We start from the raw sequence: 17,307 nt of genomic DNA, 5'->3' as shown, positions 1-17,307 counted from the left end.
GCCAGAATTAACGCGTGGCAGCCTGCAACCACGCGACCACCAGCGGTGACAAGCGGTTTTGCAACGCGGCACGCTCCGACTGGAACAGCGTCGCAATAAAGAACGGGTGATCGTTCAACTCAATGCCGCGCACATCGCCGTCCGCATCCCAGGAGGTGATGTGCAGGTTGCGCGTCTCCAGCGCCTGGCTGAATTCAGGATTAACGCCGAAGTTGCAGTGATAACCTTCGTCACTTTGCAGCGCATGATACGCCGTCGCGATGCGTGAGCCGGGTTTAAAGGTCACTGCGCCACGCTGTTCCACCAGCGAACAACTGAGCGGCGCAATCACCCAGCGCCCTTCTTGATCCGTTTCCGCATGGGCGGCATCCTCCCAGCCGAGCACGTTGCGTGCATACTCAATCACCGCGTACTGAAAACCACCGCAGGAACCGAGAAACGGTTTGTCATTTTCACGCGCCCACTGAATGGTGGCGAACACCCCAGCATCGTTTTGATAAGGGCTGCCAGGCACCACCCAGATGGCATCATAATCAGTAAAAGCGGGCAGGTGGATTTCGGGGGTGGCTATCCAGTCGGCGGTGACGTTGAGGTTGAGATGTTGCGCGGCGAGCTGTACTGCGGGAGGAATGGCCTGGTGCGCGACGGCACTGGCACGGTAATCGCCAACAAGGGCGACACGAACTGACTGCGTCATGGTAACGTCCTTTCGGGGAAAAAAGGAGGTTACAGCAAACCGATTCAGCTGTCATGTAGCGGCGCGATTTATCGCGCGATTCCGCGCACGTTGCCAGAAAAACCACGCGATAAATCGCGCCGCTACAGGGGGTTAGCCTTGCACGTAATAATCCGCTGCTGAGGCGGCCAGCGGCACCCGGCCACGAATGGCATCGGCAATTTTCTCGGCGATCATCACCGTTGGCGCATTCAGATTGCCGGTAGTGATTTGCGGCATAATCGAAGCATCAACCACGCGCAACTGCTGCATGCCATGTACACGGCCAACGCTGTCCACCACATCCATCTCACCATAACCCATCGCACAACTGCCGCAGGGATGATAGGCCGTCTCGGCATGTGAACGGATAAAGGCGTCAATTTGCTCATCACTTTGTACCGCCAGTCCCGGCTGAATTTCAGCGCCACAATAGTCGGCCAGCGCCGGTTGGCGCATGATTTCACGCGTCAGGCGCACGGCGGCACGAAACTCCTGCCAGTCACGCGCCTGTGACATGTAATTGAAAAAGATGGAGGGTGCGGCATAGGGATCTTTCGAGGTCAGTTTTACCCGCCCACGGCTCAGGGAACGCATCGGACCGACATGGGCCTGAAAACCGTGTTCTTTAACCGGGCTGCTGCCGTTGTAGTTAATCGCCACCGGCAGGAAATGGTATTGCAAATCCGGCCAGTCTGGCTGGTCATCACTGCGGATAAACCCGCCAGCTTCAAACTGATTGCTGGCCCCGACGCCTGTCCCTTTCAGCAACCATTCCGCGCCAATCGCCGGTTGGTTCCACCACTGCAAGGCCGGATAGAGACTGACCGGTTGTTTGCAGCGATATTGCATGTAAATTTCCAGATGATCCTGCAAATTGCGGCCAACGCCGGGTAACGCATGAACGACGTCAATCTCCAGTTCGCGCAGCCACTCCTCTGGCCCGACCCCGGAACGTTGCAGAATTTGCGGCGAGGCGATCGCCCCGGCGCATAGCAATACCTCGCGTCGTGCCTGTGCCTGTTGCGGCTGCCCTTTGACCAACCAGCGCACGCCGGTGGCCGTTTTGCCGTCAAACACAATGCGGTCGGTCTGCGCATGGGTGAGGATGGTCAGGTTAGGACGCTGCTTTGCCACATCGAGATAGCCACGGGCAGTACTGGATCGACGGCCCTGTTGGGTGACGGTGCGGTCCATCGGGCCAAAGCCATCCTGACGATAACCGTTAAGATCTTCAGTTTCCGCGTGGCCGGCCTGTTTGGCAGCATCAACAAAGGCGCGATACAACGGATTGTTACCGCTTTTCGCAGTGGTCACGCTGAGATACCCTTCCGCGCCATGATACGCATTGGCACCAACATCACGCTTTTCTGCTTTGCGGAAATAAGGCAGGCAGTTGCGGTAGGCCCAGTTCTCCAGTCCGTCCTTCTTTGCCCAGTTATCGTAATCCAGCGCATTGCCACGGATATAACACATGCCGTTGATTAAGGAGGAACCTCCCAACCCCTTACCACGGCCACACTCCATACGGCGATGATTCATGTGCGGTTCCGGGTCGGTTTCATAGGCCCAGTTGTAACGCTTGCCCTGCAACGGATAAGCCAAAGCGGCTGGCATTTGGGTACGGAAGTCCCAGCGGTGATCGCGACCGCCCGCTTCCAGTAACAGTACCGATACGTCAGCATCCTCAGTTAAACGGGTCGCCAGCACATTGCCTGCGGAGCCCGCACCAATAATGATGTAATCAAATTTCTGCATTAAACCTCCCGTTCACACCGGCGGCATGCCGCCGGTGGTCAAAACTCAAAATGCGCTCGGGTAGTCGCCCAACTCAATCAACACCGATTTGGTGCGCGTGTAGTGTTGCAACGTGGCGATGCCGTTTTCACGCCCCAGACCGGATTGCTTATACCCTCCCACCGGCATCGGTGCGGGCGATTCACCCCAGCTGTTAATCCAGCAGATCCCCGCCTCTATCTGATGGATCACCCGATGGGCACGGTTCAGGTCGCGGGTGAAGATCCCGGCGGCCAACCCCAGCTCGGTATCGTTAGCCCGGCGTATCACTTCTTCTTCACTGTCGAAGGTGAGGATGCTCATTACCGGGCCGAAGATCTCCTCACGCACAATCTGCATTTCATCGTGGCAATCACTGAACACCGTCGGTTCGATGTAGCAACCACGCGCCAGCGGACCGTCGATAATGCGGTGCCCCCCCGCCAGCAGGCGTGCGCCTTGCTCCTTGCCGAGTTTCAGGTAGCTCTCAACTTTGCGGCAATGCTGCTCGCTGACCAGTGGGCCGAAATTCACCGTGGCATCGCGCGGATCGCCCATACGGATGCCCTGCATTTTCTCCAGCAGGCGCTGCTCAAACTGCGCCTGGATGCTGCGATGGACAAACACCCGGGTGCCATTGGTACAGACCTGACCACTGCTGTAGAAATTCGCCATCAGCGCGCCATCAACAGCACGCTCCACATCGGCATCCGCAAACACGATCAGCGGCGATTTACCGCCCAGCTCCATGGTGACCTCTTTCAGATTGGCCAGTGCGGCATCCGCCATCACCCGTTTACCGGTGCTGACTTCGCCAGTGAAGGAGACTTTATCGATATCCGGATGCTGACTCAGCGCCTGTCCAACCTCGCCCGCGCCCTGCACCACATTAAATACGCCATCCGGTAGCCCGGCTTCGCTGTAGATTTTCGCCAGCTCCAGTGCACTCAGCGGTGTGACTTCACTGGGCTTAAACACCATGGCATTACCCGCAGCCAGCGCCGGGGCGCTTTTCCACAAGGCGATTTGAATCGGGTAGTTCCAGGCGCCAATACCGGCACAGACGCCCAGCGGTTCACGGCGGGTGTAGACCAGTGCGCTATCGCGCAGTGGGATTTGCTCGCCCTGTAATGCCGGAGCCAGACCGGCGTAATATTCCAGCACGTCCGCTCCGGTGACGATATCAACCGCTGCCGTTTCACTGATTGGCTTGCCGGTATCGGCGGTTTCCAGTTCTGCCAGCCTCTGATTGTGTTCACGCAGTAAAGCAACGGCTTTTAACAGCACGCGACTGCGTTCCACCGGTGTATAGCCTCGCCAGATGCGCTGTCCTTCGCGCGCGGTAGCGACCGCGCGATCCACATCTTCACGACTGGCGGAGGTAATTTCTGCCAGCACCTCGCCATTCGCCGGGTTGATGGTAGTAAACAGCGGCCCGTTACCCGGACACGCCTGACCATTGATATATAAGCCGCAGCGCGTAATGTCAGCCATGGGTCCTCCTCAGGATGGGGTTGGCCCGGCGGCAGCCAGCCACAGGGCGAGATTCTGATAGCAGAGCTGGCGCGCCTGCGACAGTCCCTGCGCCATGGGTTGCGGTGCCAGCGTCATTCGCAACCACAGCCCGTCAATGAGCGCCGCCAGACTGCTGCCAGCCGCTCGAGCCTGCTCACGTGGCATCACCCGGGCAAACTGCGCGGTGATGTTCGACCACAAGCGTTTGTCATTAATACGCTGTAAACGTTGCAGGCTGTCGTGATGCAGGCTGCTGGTCCAGAACACCAGCCAGGTCGTGAGCACCGGCCCTTCAACCTGCGACAGGTCGAAATTGCCATCAATGATGGCGCGGATCTGCGCCGCTGGCGTGTCATCCACCAGCCGTCTTTGCCGCTCAACGGCCAGATAAAGATCGGCGAGGATTTGCCGCATACAGGCATCCAGCAGACCGTTTTTGTCGCCAAAATAATGGCTGACGATGCCGGTCGATACCCCCGCTTCTTTGGCTATCAACGCAATACTGGCCTCAGCCAGCCCCACGCGGTCGATCACCGTTAGGGTCGCCTGAATCAACTGCGCCTGGCGAATGGCTTTCATTCCAACTTTTGGCATGGTGTTCATCGGTTTTGTCTATCGAATGTGAAGAAGTGTAGTCTTTTTATATTGAACGTTCAATCAATAAAAACTACACTTTCTAACAATCGGGTAACAATCCCGCGTTAAATACAGGGATATCTTGCAAGGACGCTTCATCGCAATTTTGAGGAACAGACATGCTGGGGATTCAGGACCGGCCCGACGGACAGCCGGTCAGGCTCAATAAAGCGGTATTCTGGGGTGCCGCACTGATTATCGTGTTGTTTTCATCCATGGTGCTGCTGTTTCCGCATCAGGCCAGCGCCACCCTGGGACGGGCGCAGCGCTGGGCTTCCGCCACTTTTGGTTGGTACTACATGCTGGTGGTGGCGTTTTATCTTGGCTTTGTGTTGTTTATTGCCCTGTCGCGCTATGGCGATATCAAACTGGGACCGGATCATGCACGGCCAGATTTCAGTTACGGCACCTGGGCAGCGATGCTATTTTCCGCCGGCATCGGTTCCGAGTTGCTCTTTTTCGGCGCGTCTGAGCCGCTGGATCACCTGTTGCAGCCGCCGCAGGGTATCGCGGGGTCAGCCGATGCCGCGCGCGACGGCATGGTACTGACCATGATGCACTGGGGCCTGCACGGCTGGGGGATTTATACCCTGGTGGCGATGGCGCTGGCCTATTTCGCTTACCGCCACAACCTGCCGCTGGCGCTGCGTTCAGCGTTTTATCCACTCATCGGTGAGCGTATCAACGGGCCAATCGGCCATGCGGTAGACATCTTCGGGATTGTTGGCACGATGTTTGGCCTTGCCACCAGCCTCGGCATTGGTGTGATGCAGATCAATTCCGGCATCAGCTGGCTGACCGGCATTGCCCAGTCTCCCGGCATGCAGGTGCTGCTGATTGTCATTGTGATGGGTGCGGCGACGCTGTCGGCTGTCAGTGGGGTCGATAAAGGCATTCGCCGTTTGTCGGAGGTCAATATGCTGCTGGCGCTGCTGATGTTTGGCTTCGTGCTGTTCGCCGGACCCACCGGCCATCTGCTGAATGCGTTGGTGCAAAATTTTGGCGACTACGTCACGCGCCTGCCGGGTAAAACCTTCGATCTCTATGCCTATAGCGACAGCAACAAAGACGCCTGGCTCGGTAGCTGGACGGTGTTTTACTGGGCATGGTGGATTGCGTGGTCACCGTTCGTCGGCATGTTTATTGCCCGTATCTCCCGTGGACGCACGCTGCGAGAATTTGTGATTGGCGTGCTGCTCATCCCGATGGGCTTCACCCTCGCCTGGCTGTCGGTGTTCGGCAACAGCGCGCTCTCCCTGTTCCAGCAGGGAATGAAAACCTTGGGTGATGTCGCTCTGAGCGATCCGGCCCAGGCGGTGTATCACATGCTGGCGACCTATCCGCTGGCAACACCGGTGATTGTGCTGGCAGTGGCGATCTGTTTTATCTTCTTTGTCACCTCCGCAGACTCCGGAGCATTGGTGGTCGCCAATCTCTCCTGTGCAGGCGAAAATGGCGGTGAAGATGCGCCCAACTGGCTGCGTATTTTCTGGGCCGCCGCAGTTTGCATCCTGACGCTGTCGCTGCTGTTCGCCGGTGATTACACCGCGTTGCAGACCGCCGTGGTGCTGAGCGCGCTCCCCTTTTCGCTGGTGTTGGTGCTGTATGTGGTCGCAATGTACCGGGCATTGCACCATGAAAAACAGCGTGATCGCAGCCGTTCCGTCGCCATCGCCTCCCCGATGATTCACGATCGCTATCGTCCCGGCCATACTCGTAGCTGGCGTCATCGTCTCAATCGCGCCATCAGCTACCCCTCACGCGACACCGTGTATCGTTTTATGGATGACACCGTGCGTCCGGCGCTGAGTAAAGTGTCATCCGTGTTGCAGGAGAAAGGGTTGCAAGTCGAAAAGGATCTGTCGCCGCAGGATTTCACCCTGGGTTTGCGCGTTGCACACGGTGAAGAAGCCCCCTTCCACTACGCGGTACAGATGACCGGCTATGCCACCCCTTCTTTTATGCGTGCGGGTCGTCATGCCAACCTTGCAGCCAGTCGTTACTATCGCGCCGAAGTGCATCTGTGGGAAGGCAGCCAGGAATATGATCTGGTGGGTTACAACGAGGAGCAGATTATCAATGACATCCTCGATCACTACGAGCGCCATTTGCAATATTTGCATTTAGTGCGATAAACCGCTCGCTTATCCCTGATAAGCCGCCCTAAGGGCTAATGCTGGTCAGTTAAGCAATCGGTGATGACGCAGTCTGGTGTCGCTCAGGGGCTGGCGGTCCTCGCGCCGCTGACGCGGTGCCTTCACGTCATTCGTCTGCCTGACGGACCGGCGGCGATGGCACATCCCTGTTCCACCCCGCCTTTCGCGCGCATCCATGCGCGCTCTCCTGGCTGACTCACTCTGTTCAGCGCTGCGGATTGCCTGCCCCTGAGCGGCCCCAGCCTGCTCCGAAGCTTTGGTGCGTGTGTCATAAAGGGCACAATCGCGAAGGCCATCGCCCCTCTGCTGCTGCAAAGGGCTATTCGCAGCGCTGAGGCTTTAACGTTGTGCCAGGAGACTCACGCAGGGATGCGTGAGTCAGTTCGGGGTGGACAGGGATGGACTTCCCCGAACGGTCCGTCGGCACGACGTTGAAGCCGAAGGCACCGCGTCAGCGGCGCGAGGACTGCCCGGCAGCAGCAGAGGAGCGATGGCCCACAGCAGAGTACGCATGAAAAATGGCAGCCTTACCCGAATATGGCCTTAACTGACCAGCATTAGCCTTAAGGGAGGCTTTTATCTGTCTGAATGACCATCCGCAAACGTTTTCTTTTTTTACATCTGAAAATAAAGCGTATTTTTGTGCGCAGGATCAACTAATTAGCCACTCGGAATCTTCATGGCGGTTTTTTTGGTTAATTATCAATCCATCATGCTTAAAAATACGCCAATAACAGGTTTATTTTTTGTTTATGTTTCATACAGCAGGTATATCTCCTGAAAATCAGAATTTTCGCAGTTTATATCAGGAAAATGATCTTCTGGATCTGCAAATCAACCGATTATACTGATATAATGACCTCATCCGGCATTTAACACTAATTAACAACTTTTTATAATTGCTTTAACCCTACCCTTAGCAGGTATTTCAGCGTGTAAAAAGTACTTGCCCTGCTGGCCTGATTCAGCCAAATTAGGCGCCGTTTTTCCTTTCTAATAACAATGTTGCGCAGGATTTACCCGGCCTGACGCAGACTTAATTCCTGTCAAAAAACAGGCTATGTATAAACTGAGGTACTCGTGTCAACTGCAAACAAACACACTGATGAGGCAGTCAGCCTCAACGCGTTCAAGCAACCGAAAGCGTTCTACCTGATCTTCTCGATCGAACTGTGGGAACGTTTTGGTTACTACGGCCTGCAGGCCATTATGGCGGTTTACCTGGTGAAACAGCTGGGGATGTCTGAAGCAGACTCCATCACCCTGTTCACCTCGTTTAGTGCACTGGTTTACGGTCTGGTTGCCATTGGCGGCTGGCTGGGTGATAAAGTGCTGGGCACCAAACGTGTCATTATTCTGGGCGTGATGGTACTGGCGCTGGGTTACGCGTTTGTCGCCTTCTCCGGTCATGACACCACCATGGTGTATGTCGGCATGGCCACCATTGCCGTCGGTAGCGGTCTGTTTAAAGCCAACCCGTCTTCCCTGCTCTCCACCTGCTACGAGAAAGACGACCCGCGTATCGACGGTGCATTCACCATGTTCTACATGTCGATCAATATCGGTTCGCTGTTCTCTATGATGCTGACACCGTGGCTGGCAGCGAAGTATGGCTGGGGCGCGGCGTTCTCACTGTCGGTGGTGGGTCTAGTCATTACCCTGCTGAACTTCCTGTTCTGCCAGCGCCTGGTGAAAAACTACGGTTCTAAACCGGACTTCGCACCGTTGCAGATCAACAAATTACTGATGACACTGGTTGGCGTAGTGGCACTGATTGCCCTGGCAACCTGGTTGCTGCATCACCAGAGCATTGCGCGTATGGCTCTGGGTGTGATCGCCATTGGTATCGTGATGGTGTTTGCCAAAGAAGCCTTTGCCTTGCAAGGCGCAGCACGTCGTAAAATGATCGTAGCGTTCCTGCTGATGGTTGAAGCGATCGTGTTCTTCGTGTTGTACATGCAGATGCCGACCTCATTGAACTTCTTCGCCATCCGTAACGTAGAGCATGCCATTCTCGGCATCACCTTTGAGCCGGAGCAGTTCCAGGCGCTGAACCCGTTCTGGATCATGCTTGCCAGCCCGATTCTGGCTGCGGTGTACAACAAAATGGGCGACAAACTGCCGATGCCGCACAAGTTTGCCATCGGTATGGTGCTGTGTTCAGCGGCCTTCCTGGTACTGCCGTTTGGTGCGAAGTTCGCCAATGAAGCCGGAATCGTGTCGGTCAACTGGCTGATCCTCAGCTATGCGTTGCAGAGCGTGGGTGAACTGATGATCTCTGGCCTCGGTCTGGCGATGGTGGCACAGTTGGTTCCACAGCGTCTGATGGGCTTTATCATGGGTTCATGGTTCCTGACCACCGCAGGTGCCGCAATGATCGCCGGTAAAGTGGCTAACCTGATGGCCGTACCGAATGATGTGACCGATCCGCACGCCTCACTGGCCGTTTACAGCCATGTGTTCCAGCAAATCGGTATCGCGACCGGCGTGATTGCCATCCTGATGCTGCTCACCGCCCCGCTGCTGAACCGCATGACGCAGGACGATGCCCAGACTGAATTGCAGCGCGCAAACGCCAATTCCTAATCTGTCGGGCCAGTCCGGAAAAACGATTAAGCCGTCATCCTCAGGGATGGCGGTTTTTTTATGCGGCAGCGTCCGTTTGCCAACAGGCCCCTGCTCCCAACCGCATCACCCGCTGCGGCGTAAACCACAAACGCCGGATACCCTTCCCTTCATCATTATGTGCGGTCCAGTCGATGGTCATCTCACCCTGCAAATGCAATGCGCTGCCCTGGTGCCAGTCCGGGATCAACAACGCACAGCGCGCATCCAGCAGCAGATTACCCAGGGTATTCATATAGCGGTTGCCAGGAAAATCATCAAACGACAACGCCCCTGACGGATGGCAGCGCAGAAAACCGGCTGGCCCCCCACGATGAGAAATATCCATACTGCCGGAGGGCGCACCGCTGGCGATAAAAAACGTTTGGCTACGGTGCAATAACTGCCGGTCTGCCGGGTTTAGCGTGGTGTCCTGTTCAACCTCCACCCGCTGCACAACAGGAACATGCCACGGATACTGATGGATATATTGTGGACAGTTGCCAAAGCTCTCGTTAACCCGCATCACCAGATGTTCCGGCCCAATAGCGGCGACCTGCCCATTGGCGCGATTGCGACGGCGGGTGGCAAAGTCAATGCCGAGTATCGCCAACGCATCCCCTTCCACCAGCGGTTGTAACAGCGCCGCACGTTGTAACGCGCGGGCGTTGATTGCCAGATGGTGTTCATCCAGCGGCTGAACAAAGCCGGGCTGCGCCATCAACAGATGCGCCCATGGCCAGCCGTGATCATCGCGCTGCGCCAACAGCAGATACGGCAGTTGCGCGAAAAACAGCTGATGTTGCTGCGGCATTTGATCGTAAATCGCGGCGCGGACCTGACTAAAACCCGCCAGCTGCTGCGCGCGTTGTTCACCGGGATGAAACATTTTGGCAGTCCTCGGGCAGGGGTAACGGCGGTAACGCTTCGAAACCCGGTAGCGCCTCCACCTGGGTCAGCCACTGGCGAATCGCAGGCCACGGCTGTAAGGCGATGCCACCCTGCGGTGCGCAGGCCACGTAAGCGTAACAGGCAAGATCGGCGATAGTGGGCAACTCGCCAGCCAGCCAGCGTTGCGAGCGTAAATGCGCCTCCATCTGCGGCAGAAAACGCGCCGCCACGCTGCATGCCGAGGCGTAATCTTCCGGGGTGTGAAATTGTTTAATTAAGCGCGCCGAGCCGACGCCATAGCGAATCTCTCCGGCCGCTTTCCCCAGCCACAGCTGTACCTGCGCGGCGGCGACCGGCTCATCCGGCATCCAGTGGCTGTCAGGGGCATAGCGCCGCACCAGATACACCAGGATGGCGTTACTGTCGTAAATCACCACATCATCATCCACCAGCACCGGGATCTGCTGCCAGGGATTCAACTGGCGAAATTCAGGTTGCTGACGCAACGCCGCCGCCGCTTCGATGCAGTGATAATCCAGTTGCAACATGTTCAATAACAGCCGTACACGGTGCGCATGGCCAGATAACGGGGTGCTGTACAGTTTCATGATGATCTCCTTTTTTGCTTAGCTTACTCTTGTGATTAACGTAATGAAGATCGGGTTATGACAAGAGACTGTTACCAAAACAGGAATAATGATGGACAGATTCGATGAGCTACAGGTGTTCGTCACCGTCATTCAACAGGGTAGCCTGGCGGCAGCCGCACGTCGTTTGCAGCGCTCGCCGCCGGTCATCACCCGCACCCTGGCGGCACTGGAGCAGCGCTTCGGCACCACCTTAATTGAACGCACCACGCGCCAACTGGCCCCAACTGAAGCCGGGTGGCAACTGTTTGAGCAGGCACGCCAGTTGCTGACGGACTATCAGGCGGCAATGGACAGCGCCCATCACAGCGGCTTGCAGGGATTGCTACGTGTTACCGCACCGGTTCAGTTTGGCCGACGTCATGTTATGCCGCTGGTGAACGCCTTTCTGGCGCGCCATCCGGAAATTCAGCTGGAGTTGGTGCTGAGCGACAGTTATCAGGATCTGATTGATAACGGGCTGGATATTGCGCTACGGATTGGCGAGCTACAGGATTCGTCCATGGTAGCGCGTCGGGTCGGTACTGTGCGTAGCATGCTGATTGCCAGCCCGGCGTATTTGCAACGCGCGGGTTTCCCGCCGCATCCTTCCGCGCTGAGCGAACATGCGTTGATTGCCGGAACCCGCCAGACGCGTGAATGGCGCTTTGCCCGTGATGTCCGGGTGCGTATTACTCCCCGGCTGCGCGTGAATGAAGTAGAAAGCCAACTGCTGGCGCTGCGCAGTCACCAGGGTATTGGCCGCTTGCTTTCCTATCAGGTGTTGGACGATCTGCGCGCCGGAACCTTGATCCGTTTATTGCCGGAGTGGGAACCTGCCGCCTTGCCGGTCCAGCTGGTGACGCAGCGGGTGAGGAATATGACGCCGAAAGTGCGTCAATTCTGGGATTTTGCGCTAACGCGTCTGCCCGCACTCGCCTGCTTTAATGAAGAAATTTACCCTGTCAGCCACGATTCCTGATCGGTATCACTGGCAAATCTTTTTTGCCGAATTATGCTGGTTTGATCACAACAAACCCAGGAGAGGCCATGATGAAACTCTATTGCAAGCCCGGTGCCTGTTCGCTATCGCCACACATTGTAATGCGCGAATGCGGACTGGACTTCACGCAGGTTAATGTCGACCTGCAACAGAAACGTACCGAGCGAGGAGAAGATTACTGGCAGATAAACCCGAAAGGACAGGTTCCGGCTTTACAGTTTGATGATGGCACGTTACTGACGGAAGGGACGGCGATTGTGCAATATCTGGCCGATCAAAAACCGGATCGACACCTGCTGGCACCGACCGGTAGCCTGACGCGTTATCATACGCTGGAATGGCTGAGCTTTATCGGCACCGAACTGCACAAAGGCTTCAGCCCTTTATTCAGAAAGGACACCCCTGCCGAGTATAAAGAGCAGGTGCGTGAGCAACTGCTCAAAAAATTCGCCATTGCTAATCGTGCGTTGCAGGACAAGCAGTGGCTGATGGGGCTACGTTTTACCGTGGCCGATGCCTATCTGTTTGTGGTGACGCGCTGGGCGCATGCATTGCAGCTCGATTTGAGTGAATTCGCGGCGCTGAATAACTGGTTTGATCGGGTGGCAGAACGCCCGGCGGTCCAGGCAGCGCTGAAGGCGGAAGGTCTGGTTTGATGCAGAGCGGCGCGATTAATCGCGCCGCTAACGATGTTTTACAGCTTTTCAGCCGCAAAATGCTGCGTCGGTTGCGCGATGGCGTCCTGCGCCGCCACCAGTTGCAGTTCATACTCGCCCATTTCATGGGTTTTCAGCATCACTTCATAAACCGCTGCCGTGACGTGCTCCAGCGCATCACGCAGTGACTTGCCATGCAGCAGATCCACCAGCAACAGCCCGCTGGTCAGGTCGCCCACGCCCACCGGCTGACGCACGCCAAAATCGACCAGTGGACGGTCGATATGCCAGCATTCATCAGCGGTGACCAGCAGCATCTCAAAGCGGTCGCTGCGACGTCCGGCCCGCGCCAGATGTTTTACCAGCACCACTTTTGGCCCCTGGGCAATCAGCGCACGCGCCGCAACCACCGCCTGATCAACATTGGCAATGCTATGCCCGCTGAGCATCTCCAACTCCAACAGGTTCGGCGCAATGATATCGCTGGCAGGCAGCGCCATTTTGCAATGAAACTCTGCCACGCCTGGCGCGACAATACAGCCTTTTTCCGGGTGTCCCATCACGGGATCGCAGAAGTACCAGGCATTCGGGTTGGCGGCTTTCACCTGACGGACGATTTCAAGGATTTGCTCGCCCTGCTCAGCAGAACCCAGATAACCGCTCAGTACCGCATCACAGGTTTTCAACCGATCAATGGCAGCGATACCCTGGACGATATCGGTCAGATGGGTTGCAGGCATCACGGTGCCAGTCCAGTGACCATACTGCGTGTGGTTGGAGAACTGTACGGTATTCAGCGGCCAGACATTGGCACCCATACGACGCATGGGAAATTCTGCCGCGCTGTTGCCGGCGTGGCCATAAACAACATGTGACTGGATTGCGAGAATATTTTTCATTATTGCCCTGTACTGCCTTGCCATAAAAAAAGGGCCGGAGACCGGCCCTGAACCTCTTACTGCCAGTTGATCAGGCAGTAGTGTTTTTTGCCGCGACGCAACAACGTAAAGCGACCAAACAGTTTATCGCTATCGCTGAAACGGTATTCCGCGTCAGACTGTTTTTCACCGTTCAGCGAAACGGCGTTTGAACCGATCATGGTGCGTGCCTGACCGCGTGATGGCACCAGCTCCGCTTTCACCAGCGCCTGTTGCAGGTCATCTTCTGCACTCAGGTTGATGGTTGGCATACCGTCCTGCGCCAGCTGCTCAAAATCTGCTTCGGTCATGTCGCTCAGGCTGCCTGAGAACAGGCTCTCGGTAATACGCTTGGCTGCGGTCAAACCGGCTTCGCCATGTACCAGACGGGTCACCTGCTCTGCCAGCACGTACTGCGCACGTGGCGCGGTGCCGCTGTTCTTGTCTTGTTCTTCCAGCGCATTGATCTCTTCAATGCTCATGAAGGTGAAGAATTTCAGGAAGCGATACACATCCGCATCAGCGGTGTTGATCCAGAACTGGTAGAACTTGTACGGACTGGTTTTCTTCGCGTCGAGCCATACCGCGCCGCCTTCGGTTTTACCGAATTTGGTGCCGTCAGATTTGGTGATCAACGGAACGGTCAGACCCCAGGTCTGCTGCTGGTGCAGGCGACGGGTTAAATCGATACCGGAGGTGATGTTGCCCCACTGGTCAGAACCGCCAATTTGCAGTACCACGCCATAACGCTTGTTCAGCTCGGCGAAGTCATAACCTTGCAGCAGGTTGTAGGAGAACTCGGTGTAGGAGATGCCCTGATCTTCACGGTTCAGACGCTGTTTGACCGCTTCTTTGTTGATCATCTGGTTCACTGAGAAGTGTTTACCGATGTCACGCAGGAAGGTCAGCACGTTCATGCCACCGAACCAGTCATAGTTATTGGCGGCGATGGCGCTGTTGTCGCCACAATCGAAACTGAGGAATGGCGCGACCTGATGGCGGATTTTCTCCACCCACTCGCCCACGGTTTCGGTCGTGTTCAGTTTACGTTCTGCTGCTTTAAAGCTGGGATCGCCAATCAGACCGGTGGCACCACCCACCAGCGCGACCGGCTTGTGTCCGGCGTCCTGAAAACGTTTCAGGCAGAGCAGCGGCACCAGATGGCCCAAGTGCAAGCTATCAGCGGTGGGATCAAAGCCGCAATAGAGTGCAATTGGCCCTTGCGCCAGTCGCTCTGCTAACGCTTCCTCGTCCGTTACCTGGGCAATCAAGCCCCTCTCTTGCAATTGTTGTATCAGGTTACTGCTGGTCATCACTGACTCCAAATTGATCAGACTGCACCTAGGCTGGTACACAGCTTTCCGCTGATTTGCGGAAGTGAAAAAAATGAGGGCTATAGCATAAAGCGCTGAAGCCAACTGCGCCAGCGTTGAAAGGGGTTAAAACGCAGTTTTACGGGGCGAGACGGTCGATTGACCAGCCATTGTCCTGACGTTGATAGAGGAAGCGATCATGCAGGCGATGTTCTCCCCCTTGCCAGAACTCCATGGTGTGAAATTTGACCCGGAATCCGCCCCAGAAACTCGGCAACGGCACTTCACCCTGCTGGAACTTCTGCTTCAGTTCGAGGAATTTGCCTTCCAGCACGCCACGCGCTGAAATACGGCTCGACTGCTTCGAAACCCAGGCACCAATCTGGCTATCACGCGGGCGGCTGTGGAAATACTTCAGCACCTCGAGTGCGGACAGTTTTTCCACTTCACCCAGCACCATTACCTGACGTTCCAGGTAGTGCCACGGGAAGTGCAGCGATATGCGCGGATTATCTGCCAGCTGCAACGCCTTACGGCTGCCAAGATTGGTGTAAAACACCATGCCTTTGTCATCGTAGTGCTTCAGCAACACGATGCGCTGATAAGGCTGACCGCTGCTGTCAACCGTCGCTACCGTCATGGCGGTGGGATCGGGCAGTTGGGCGGTGCAGGCCTGCTGTAGCCACTGCTCAAACAGCGCCAGAGGGTCCTCTGGCAGATCTTTACGGCGTAAACCACCACGGGTGTATTCACGACGCAGGTGGGCAATATTTTGCAAGCTGTCACTGTCGCTCATGCTGTTCACTCTTTCTCAACCGATTACTGGGCGGAACCATCCGCATTCTGCAATTCGCAGTCATTAATCACAATTTTATCGTTACGTTCGACAAAGGCGCCATTACCTTTCGACCAGAAAACGTAAGTGCCGTCACTGTAGCGCGCGCCGGAAGCGGAAACCGTTTGTGTCAGCGTCAGCGGTTTGCCATCCAGAATAAAGCTGACCTGCTGACGCGGGTTATCAAGGGTGACCGTCAACGGCAATGTGCCACAGCGGTAATGCAGCGTTTGCGGTGCCGGCGCCGATTTATGCATTAAACCACAACCGCTCAGCAGCAGAACGCCACCCATTACTATCGCCTTTTTCATCTTTACTCCTTAACGTATCTGCCGGGGATTGGCCGGATAGATGGCACCCAGCACGCTCATTGCACGTGCGCCAGTCACTGCCGGTAAATTGCCCGGTAAACCGGACAGGGTTCGGAAGGCCAGCCAGGCAAAGGCCAGCGCTTCCATATCATCGCCGCTGATACCGGCCTGGTCGGTGGTGTTGACCTCCGTACCTGGCAGCAACGCCGCCAGACGTGCCATCAGCAGCGGATTACGGCTGCCGCCTCCGCACACCAACAGACGGTCGCAGCCATCATTGAGTTGTACTTGTTGCGCAATGGTCAACGCGGTGAGCTCGGTCAGTGTAGCCTGGACATCCTGCGCTGCCAGCGCCGGGAAACGTTGTAATTGCTGTTCGATCCAGCCCAGGTTGAAGTATTCGCGGCCGGTGCTTTTCGGTGGCGGCAAGGCAAACCACGGGTCGGCCAGCATCTGATCGAGCAGCGCCGGGACCACCTGGCCACTGCGCGCCCAGACAGCATCTTTGTCGTAAGCCTGACCTTTGTTGCGCCAAATCCACGCATCGATCAGCATATTGCCCGGCCCGGTGTCGAAGCCCCGTACTGCAAGACCAGGGATCAACAGGGAGAGGTTGGCAATACCACCAATATTCAGCACCATGCGCCGTTCAACGCTGTCCATTAACAGCGCCTGATGAAACGCGGGCACCAGCGGCGCACCCTGCCCGCCCAGCGCCATATCGCGGCGGCGAAAATCCCCGACCACCGTGACGCCAGTTGCAGCAACGATTTGGTTATTATCACCAATCTGGAGGGTGTTAGGCGCATCGCTCAACGGTTCATGCCATACCGTTTGCCCGTGGCAACCAATCGCCATGATGTCGCTGGCTTCCAGCGACTGTTGTCGCATCAGCGTCAATACCGCGTCGGCGAACAGCTGACCCAACCGGGTATCCAACTGCCCCAGTTGTGACAACGTCAGTGCCTGCCCCTGACAGATCGCCAGCACCTGCTGACGCAAATCTTGCGGTATCGGGTGACAATAACTCGCCTGCTGCGCCACCATGTGTTCATCAATAGCCGCCAGCACCACATCAACACCGTCAAGACTGGTACCGGACATCACGCCGATATAGCGTCCTGATTTCATAGCATTTCCTTACTCGCCCACGAGCAAATGATTCATCTCTCAGTAGCCTGGCAAATTACGGTGGCTAATTCTATGATTAAATTCCGCTTTTTAAGCACATTGCGAAGCGCATTCCAGGTTAAAATATTTCGTGTTCAATTGAATTTTTGTTGAGATGCAATGGTCTATGCTTCGCCTCCAACCGCGTATTATCCGGACGAAGAGTCAATTGCCAGTTTTGTG

15 protein-coding genes are annotated in these 17,307 nt (G+C 56.2%); 4 read left to right on the top strand and 11 right to left on the bottom strand.

The window, feature by feature from the left end; genetic code table 11:
* Nucleotides 1-7: 7 nt before the first annotated feature.
* The 4 genes from PAT9B_RS08795 to betI all read right to left on the bottom strand — a co-directional run bounded on the left by PAT9B_RS08795 (nt 8) and on the right by betI (nt 4,600).
* Nucleotides 8-697 carry a CTP synthase gene (locus PAT9B_RS08795; protein WP_013508903.1) on the bottom strand — a complete coding sequence of 230 codons (690 nt, stop codon included), beginning with the start codon at nt 695-697 and terminating at the stop codon, nt 8-10.
* A gap of 132 nt (nt 698-829) precedes the next feature.
* The gene (betA, locus tag PAT9B_RS08790) at nt 830-2,473 is read right to left on the bottom strand and encodes a choline dehydrogenase (protein ID WP_013508902.1); all 1,644 of its coding nucleotides are present in this window, start codon (nt 2,471-2,473) and stop codon (nt 830-832) included.
* Between the two features lie 45 nt (nt 2,474-2,518).
* Nucleotides 2,519-3,976 carry a betaine-aldehyde dehydrogenase gene (gene betB, locus PAT9B_RS08785; RefSeq protein WP_150105817.1) on the bottom strand — a complete coding sequence of 486 codons (1,458 nt, stop codon included), beginning with the start codon at nt 3,974-3,976 and terminating at the stop codon, nt 2,519-2,521.
* 18 nt (nt 3,977-3,994) lie between these two features.
* A complete protein-coding gene (gene betI / locus PAT9B_RS08780; protein WP_041525779.1) occupies nt 3,995-4,600 on the bottom strand; it encodes a transcriptional regulator BetI in 606 nt (201 codons plus the stop codon).
* Between the two features lie 164 nt (nt 4,601-4,764).
* Between betI and betT the strand changes: the two genes are divergently transcribed.
* Both betT and dtpA read left to right on the top strand, forming a co-directional pair.
* Nucleotides 4,765-6,777, top strand: coding sequence for a choline BCCT transporter BetT (gene betT / locus PAT9B_RS08775; RefSeq protein ID WP_369700783.1), 2,013 nt, complete (start codon nt 4,765-4,767; stop codon nt 6,775-6,777).
* A gap of 1,101 nt (nt 6,778-7,878) precedes the next feature.
* Nucleotides 7,879-9,384, top strand: a complete 1,506-nt coding sequence (gene dtpA, locus PAT9B_RS08770) for a dipeptide/tripeptide permease DtpA (protein ID WP_013508898.1) — start codon at nt 7,879-7,881, stop codon at nt 9,382-9,384.
* A 58-nt stretch (nt 9,385-9,442) separates the two neighbouring features.
* On the opposite strand, the gene PAT9B_RS08765 is transcribed toward dtpA, so the two are convergent.
* Together PAT9B_RS08765 and PAT9B_RS08760 are read right to left on the bottom strand one after the other, a co-directional pair.
* Nucleotides 9,443-10,291 (bottom strand): pyridoxamine 5'-phosphate oxidase family protein, encoded by an 849-nt coding sequence (locus PAT9B_RS08765; protein ID WP_013508897.1) that lies wholly within the window; start codon nt 10,289-10,291, stop codon nt 9,443-9,445.
* Complete coding sequence (locus PAT9B_RS08760; RefSeq protein ID WP_013508896.1) at nt 10,275-10,901, bottom strand: glutathione S-transferase family protein; 627 nt, start codon at nt 10,899-10,901, stop codon at nt 10,275-10,277. The genes PAT9B_RS08765 and PAT9B_RS08760 overlap by 17 nt, the downstream gene beginning before the upstream one ends.
* A 91-nt stretch (nt 10,902-10,992) precedes the next feature.
* Here PAT9B_RS08760 and PAT9B_RS08755 point away from each other — a divergent pair, with 91 nt between their 5' ends.
* Nucleotides 10,993-11,901: a LysR family transcriptional regulator gene (locus tag PAT9B_RS08755; protein ID WP_013508895.1), complete on the top strand. Its 909-nt coding sequence runs from the start codon at nt 10,993-10,995 to the stop codon at nt 11,899-11,901.
* Nucleotides 11,902-11,972: 71 nt separating this feature from the next.
* Nucleotides 11,973-12,578, top strand: a complete 606-nt coding sequence (gene gstA / locus PAT9B_RS08750; RefSeq protein ID WP_041525935.1) for a glutathione transferase GstA — start codon at nt 11,973-11,975, stop codon at nt 12,576-12,578.
* 38 nt (nt 12,579-12,616) lie between these two features.
* Here gstA and pdxY read toward each other — a convergent pair whose 3' ends face one another.
* The 5 genes from pdxY to anmK form a co-directional block, all read right to left on the bottom strand.
* The gene (gene pdxY, locus PAT9B_RS08745) at nt 12,617-13,477 is read right to left on the bottom strand and encodes a pyridoxal kinase PdxY (protein ID WP_013508893.1); all 861 of its coding nucleotides are present in this window, start codon (nt 13,475-13,477) and stop codon (nt 12,617-12,619) included.
* A 56-nt stretch (nt 13,478-13,533) separates the two neighbouring features.
* Nucleotides 13,534-14,808: a tyrosine--tRNA ligase gene (gene tyrS, locus PAT9B_RS08740; RefSeq protein WP_013508892.1), complete on the bottom strand. Its 1,275-nt coding sequence runs from the start codon at nt 14,806-14,808 to the stop codon at nt 13,534-13,536.
* Nucleotides 14,809-14,947: 139 nt separating this feature from the next.
* A complete protein-coding gene (pdxH, locus tag PAT9B_RS08735; protein WP_013508891.1) occupies nt 14,948-15,604 on the bottom strand; it encodes a pyridoxamine 5'-phosphate oxidase in 657 nt (218 codons plus the stop codon).
* A gap of 23 nt (nt 15,605-15,627) precedes the next feature.
* A complete protein-coding gene (locus tag PAT9B_RS08730) occupies nt 15,628-15,954 on the bottom strand; it encodes an MliC family protein (protein WP_013508890.1) in 327 nt (108 codons plus the stop codon).
* A gap of 9 nt (nt 15,955-15,963) precedes the next feature.
* A complete protein-coding gene (gene anmK, locus PAT9B_RS08725) occupies nt 15,964-17,085 on the bottom strand; it encodes an anhydro-N-acetylmuramic acid kinase (RefSeq protein WP_013508889.1) in 1,122 nt (373 codons plus the stop codon).
* Nucleotides 17,086-17,307 lie beyond the last annotated feature (222 nt).

Source organism: Pantoea sp. At-9b (genome assembly GCF_000175935.2).
Taxonomy (GTDB): domain Bacteria; phylum Pseudomonadota; class Gammaproteobacteria; order Enterobacterales; family Enterobacteriaceae; genus Pantoea.
This window is presented reverse-complemented; position numbering and strand designations above follow the sequence as displayed.

Excerpts from the sequence above, each read along its gene's own strand:
- anmK (WP_013508889.1), bottom strand. The coding sequence starts at position 17,085 with ATGAAATCAGGACGCTATATCGGCGTGATGTCCGGTACCAGTCTTGAC.
- gstA (WP_041525935.1), top strand. The coding sequence starts at position 11,973 with ATGAAACTCTATTGCAAGCCCGGTGCCTGTTCGCTATCGCCACACATT.
- pdxH (WP_013508891.1), bottom strand. The coding sequence starts at position 15,604 with ATGAGCGACAGTGACAGCTTGCAAAATATTGCCCACCTGCGTCGTGAA.
- betA (WP_013508902.1), bottom strand. The coding sequence starts at position 2,473 with ATGCAGAAATTTGATTACATCATTATTGGTGCGGGCTCCGCAGGCAAT.
- PAT9B_RS08760 (WP_013508896.1), bottom strand. The coding sequence starts at position 10,901 with ATGAAACTGTACAGCACCCCGTTATCTGGCCATGCGCACCGTGTACGG.
- tyrS (WP_013508892.1), bottom strand. The coding sequence starts at position 14,808 with ATGACCAGCAGTAACCTGATACAACAATTGCAAGAGAGGGGCTTGATT.
- PAT9B_RS08765 (WP_013508897.1), bottom strand. The coding sequence starts at position 10,291 with ATGTTTCATCCCGGTGAACAACGCGCGCAGCAGCTGGCGGGTTTTAGT.
- PAT9B_RS08795 (WP_013508903.1), bottom strand. The coding sequence starts at position 697 with ATGACGCAGTCAGTTCGTGTCGCCCTTGTTGGCGATTACCGTGCCAGT.
- betI (WP_041525779.1), bottom strand. The coding sequence starts at position 4,600 with ATGCCAAAAGTTGGAATGAAAGCCATTCGCCAGGCGCAGTTGATTCAG.
- pdxY (WP_013508893.1), bottom strand. The coding sequence starts at position 13,477 with ATGAAAAATATTCTCGCAATCCAGTCACATGTTGTTTATGGCCACGCC.
- PAT9B_RS08755 (WP_013508895.1), top strand. The coding sequence starts at position 10,993 with ATGGACAGATTCGATGAGCTACAGGTGTTCGTCACCGTCATTCAACAG.
- PAT9B_RS08730 (WP_013508890.1), bottom strand. The coding sequence starts at position 15,954 with ATGAAAAAGGCGATAGTAATGGGTGGCGTTCTGCTGCTGAGCGGTTGT.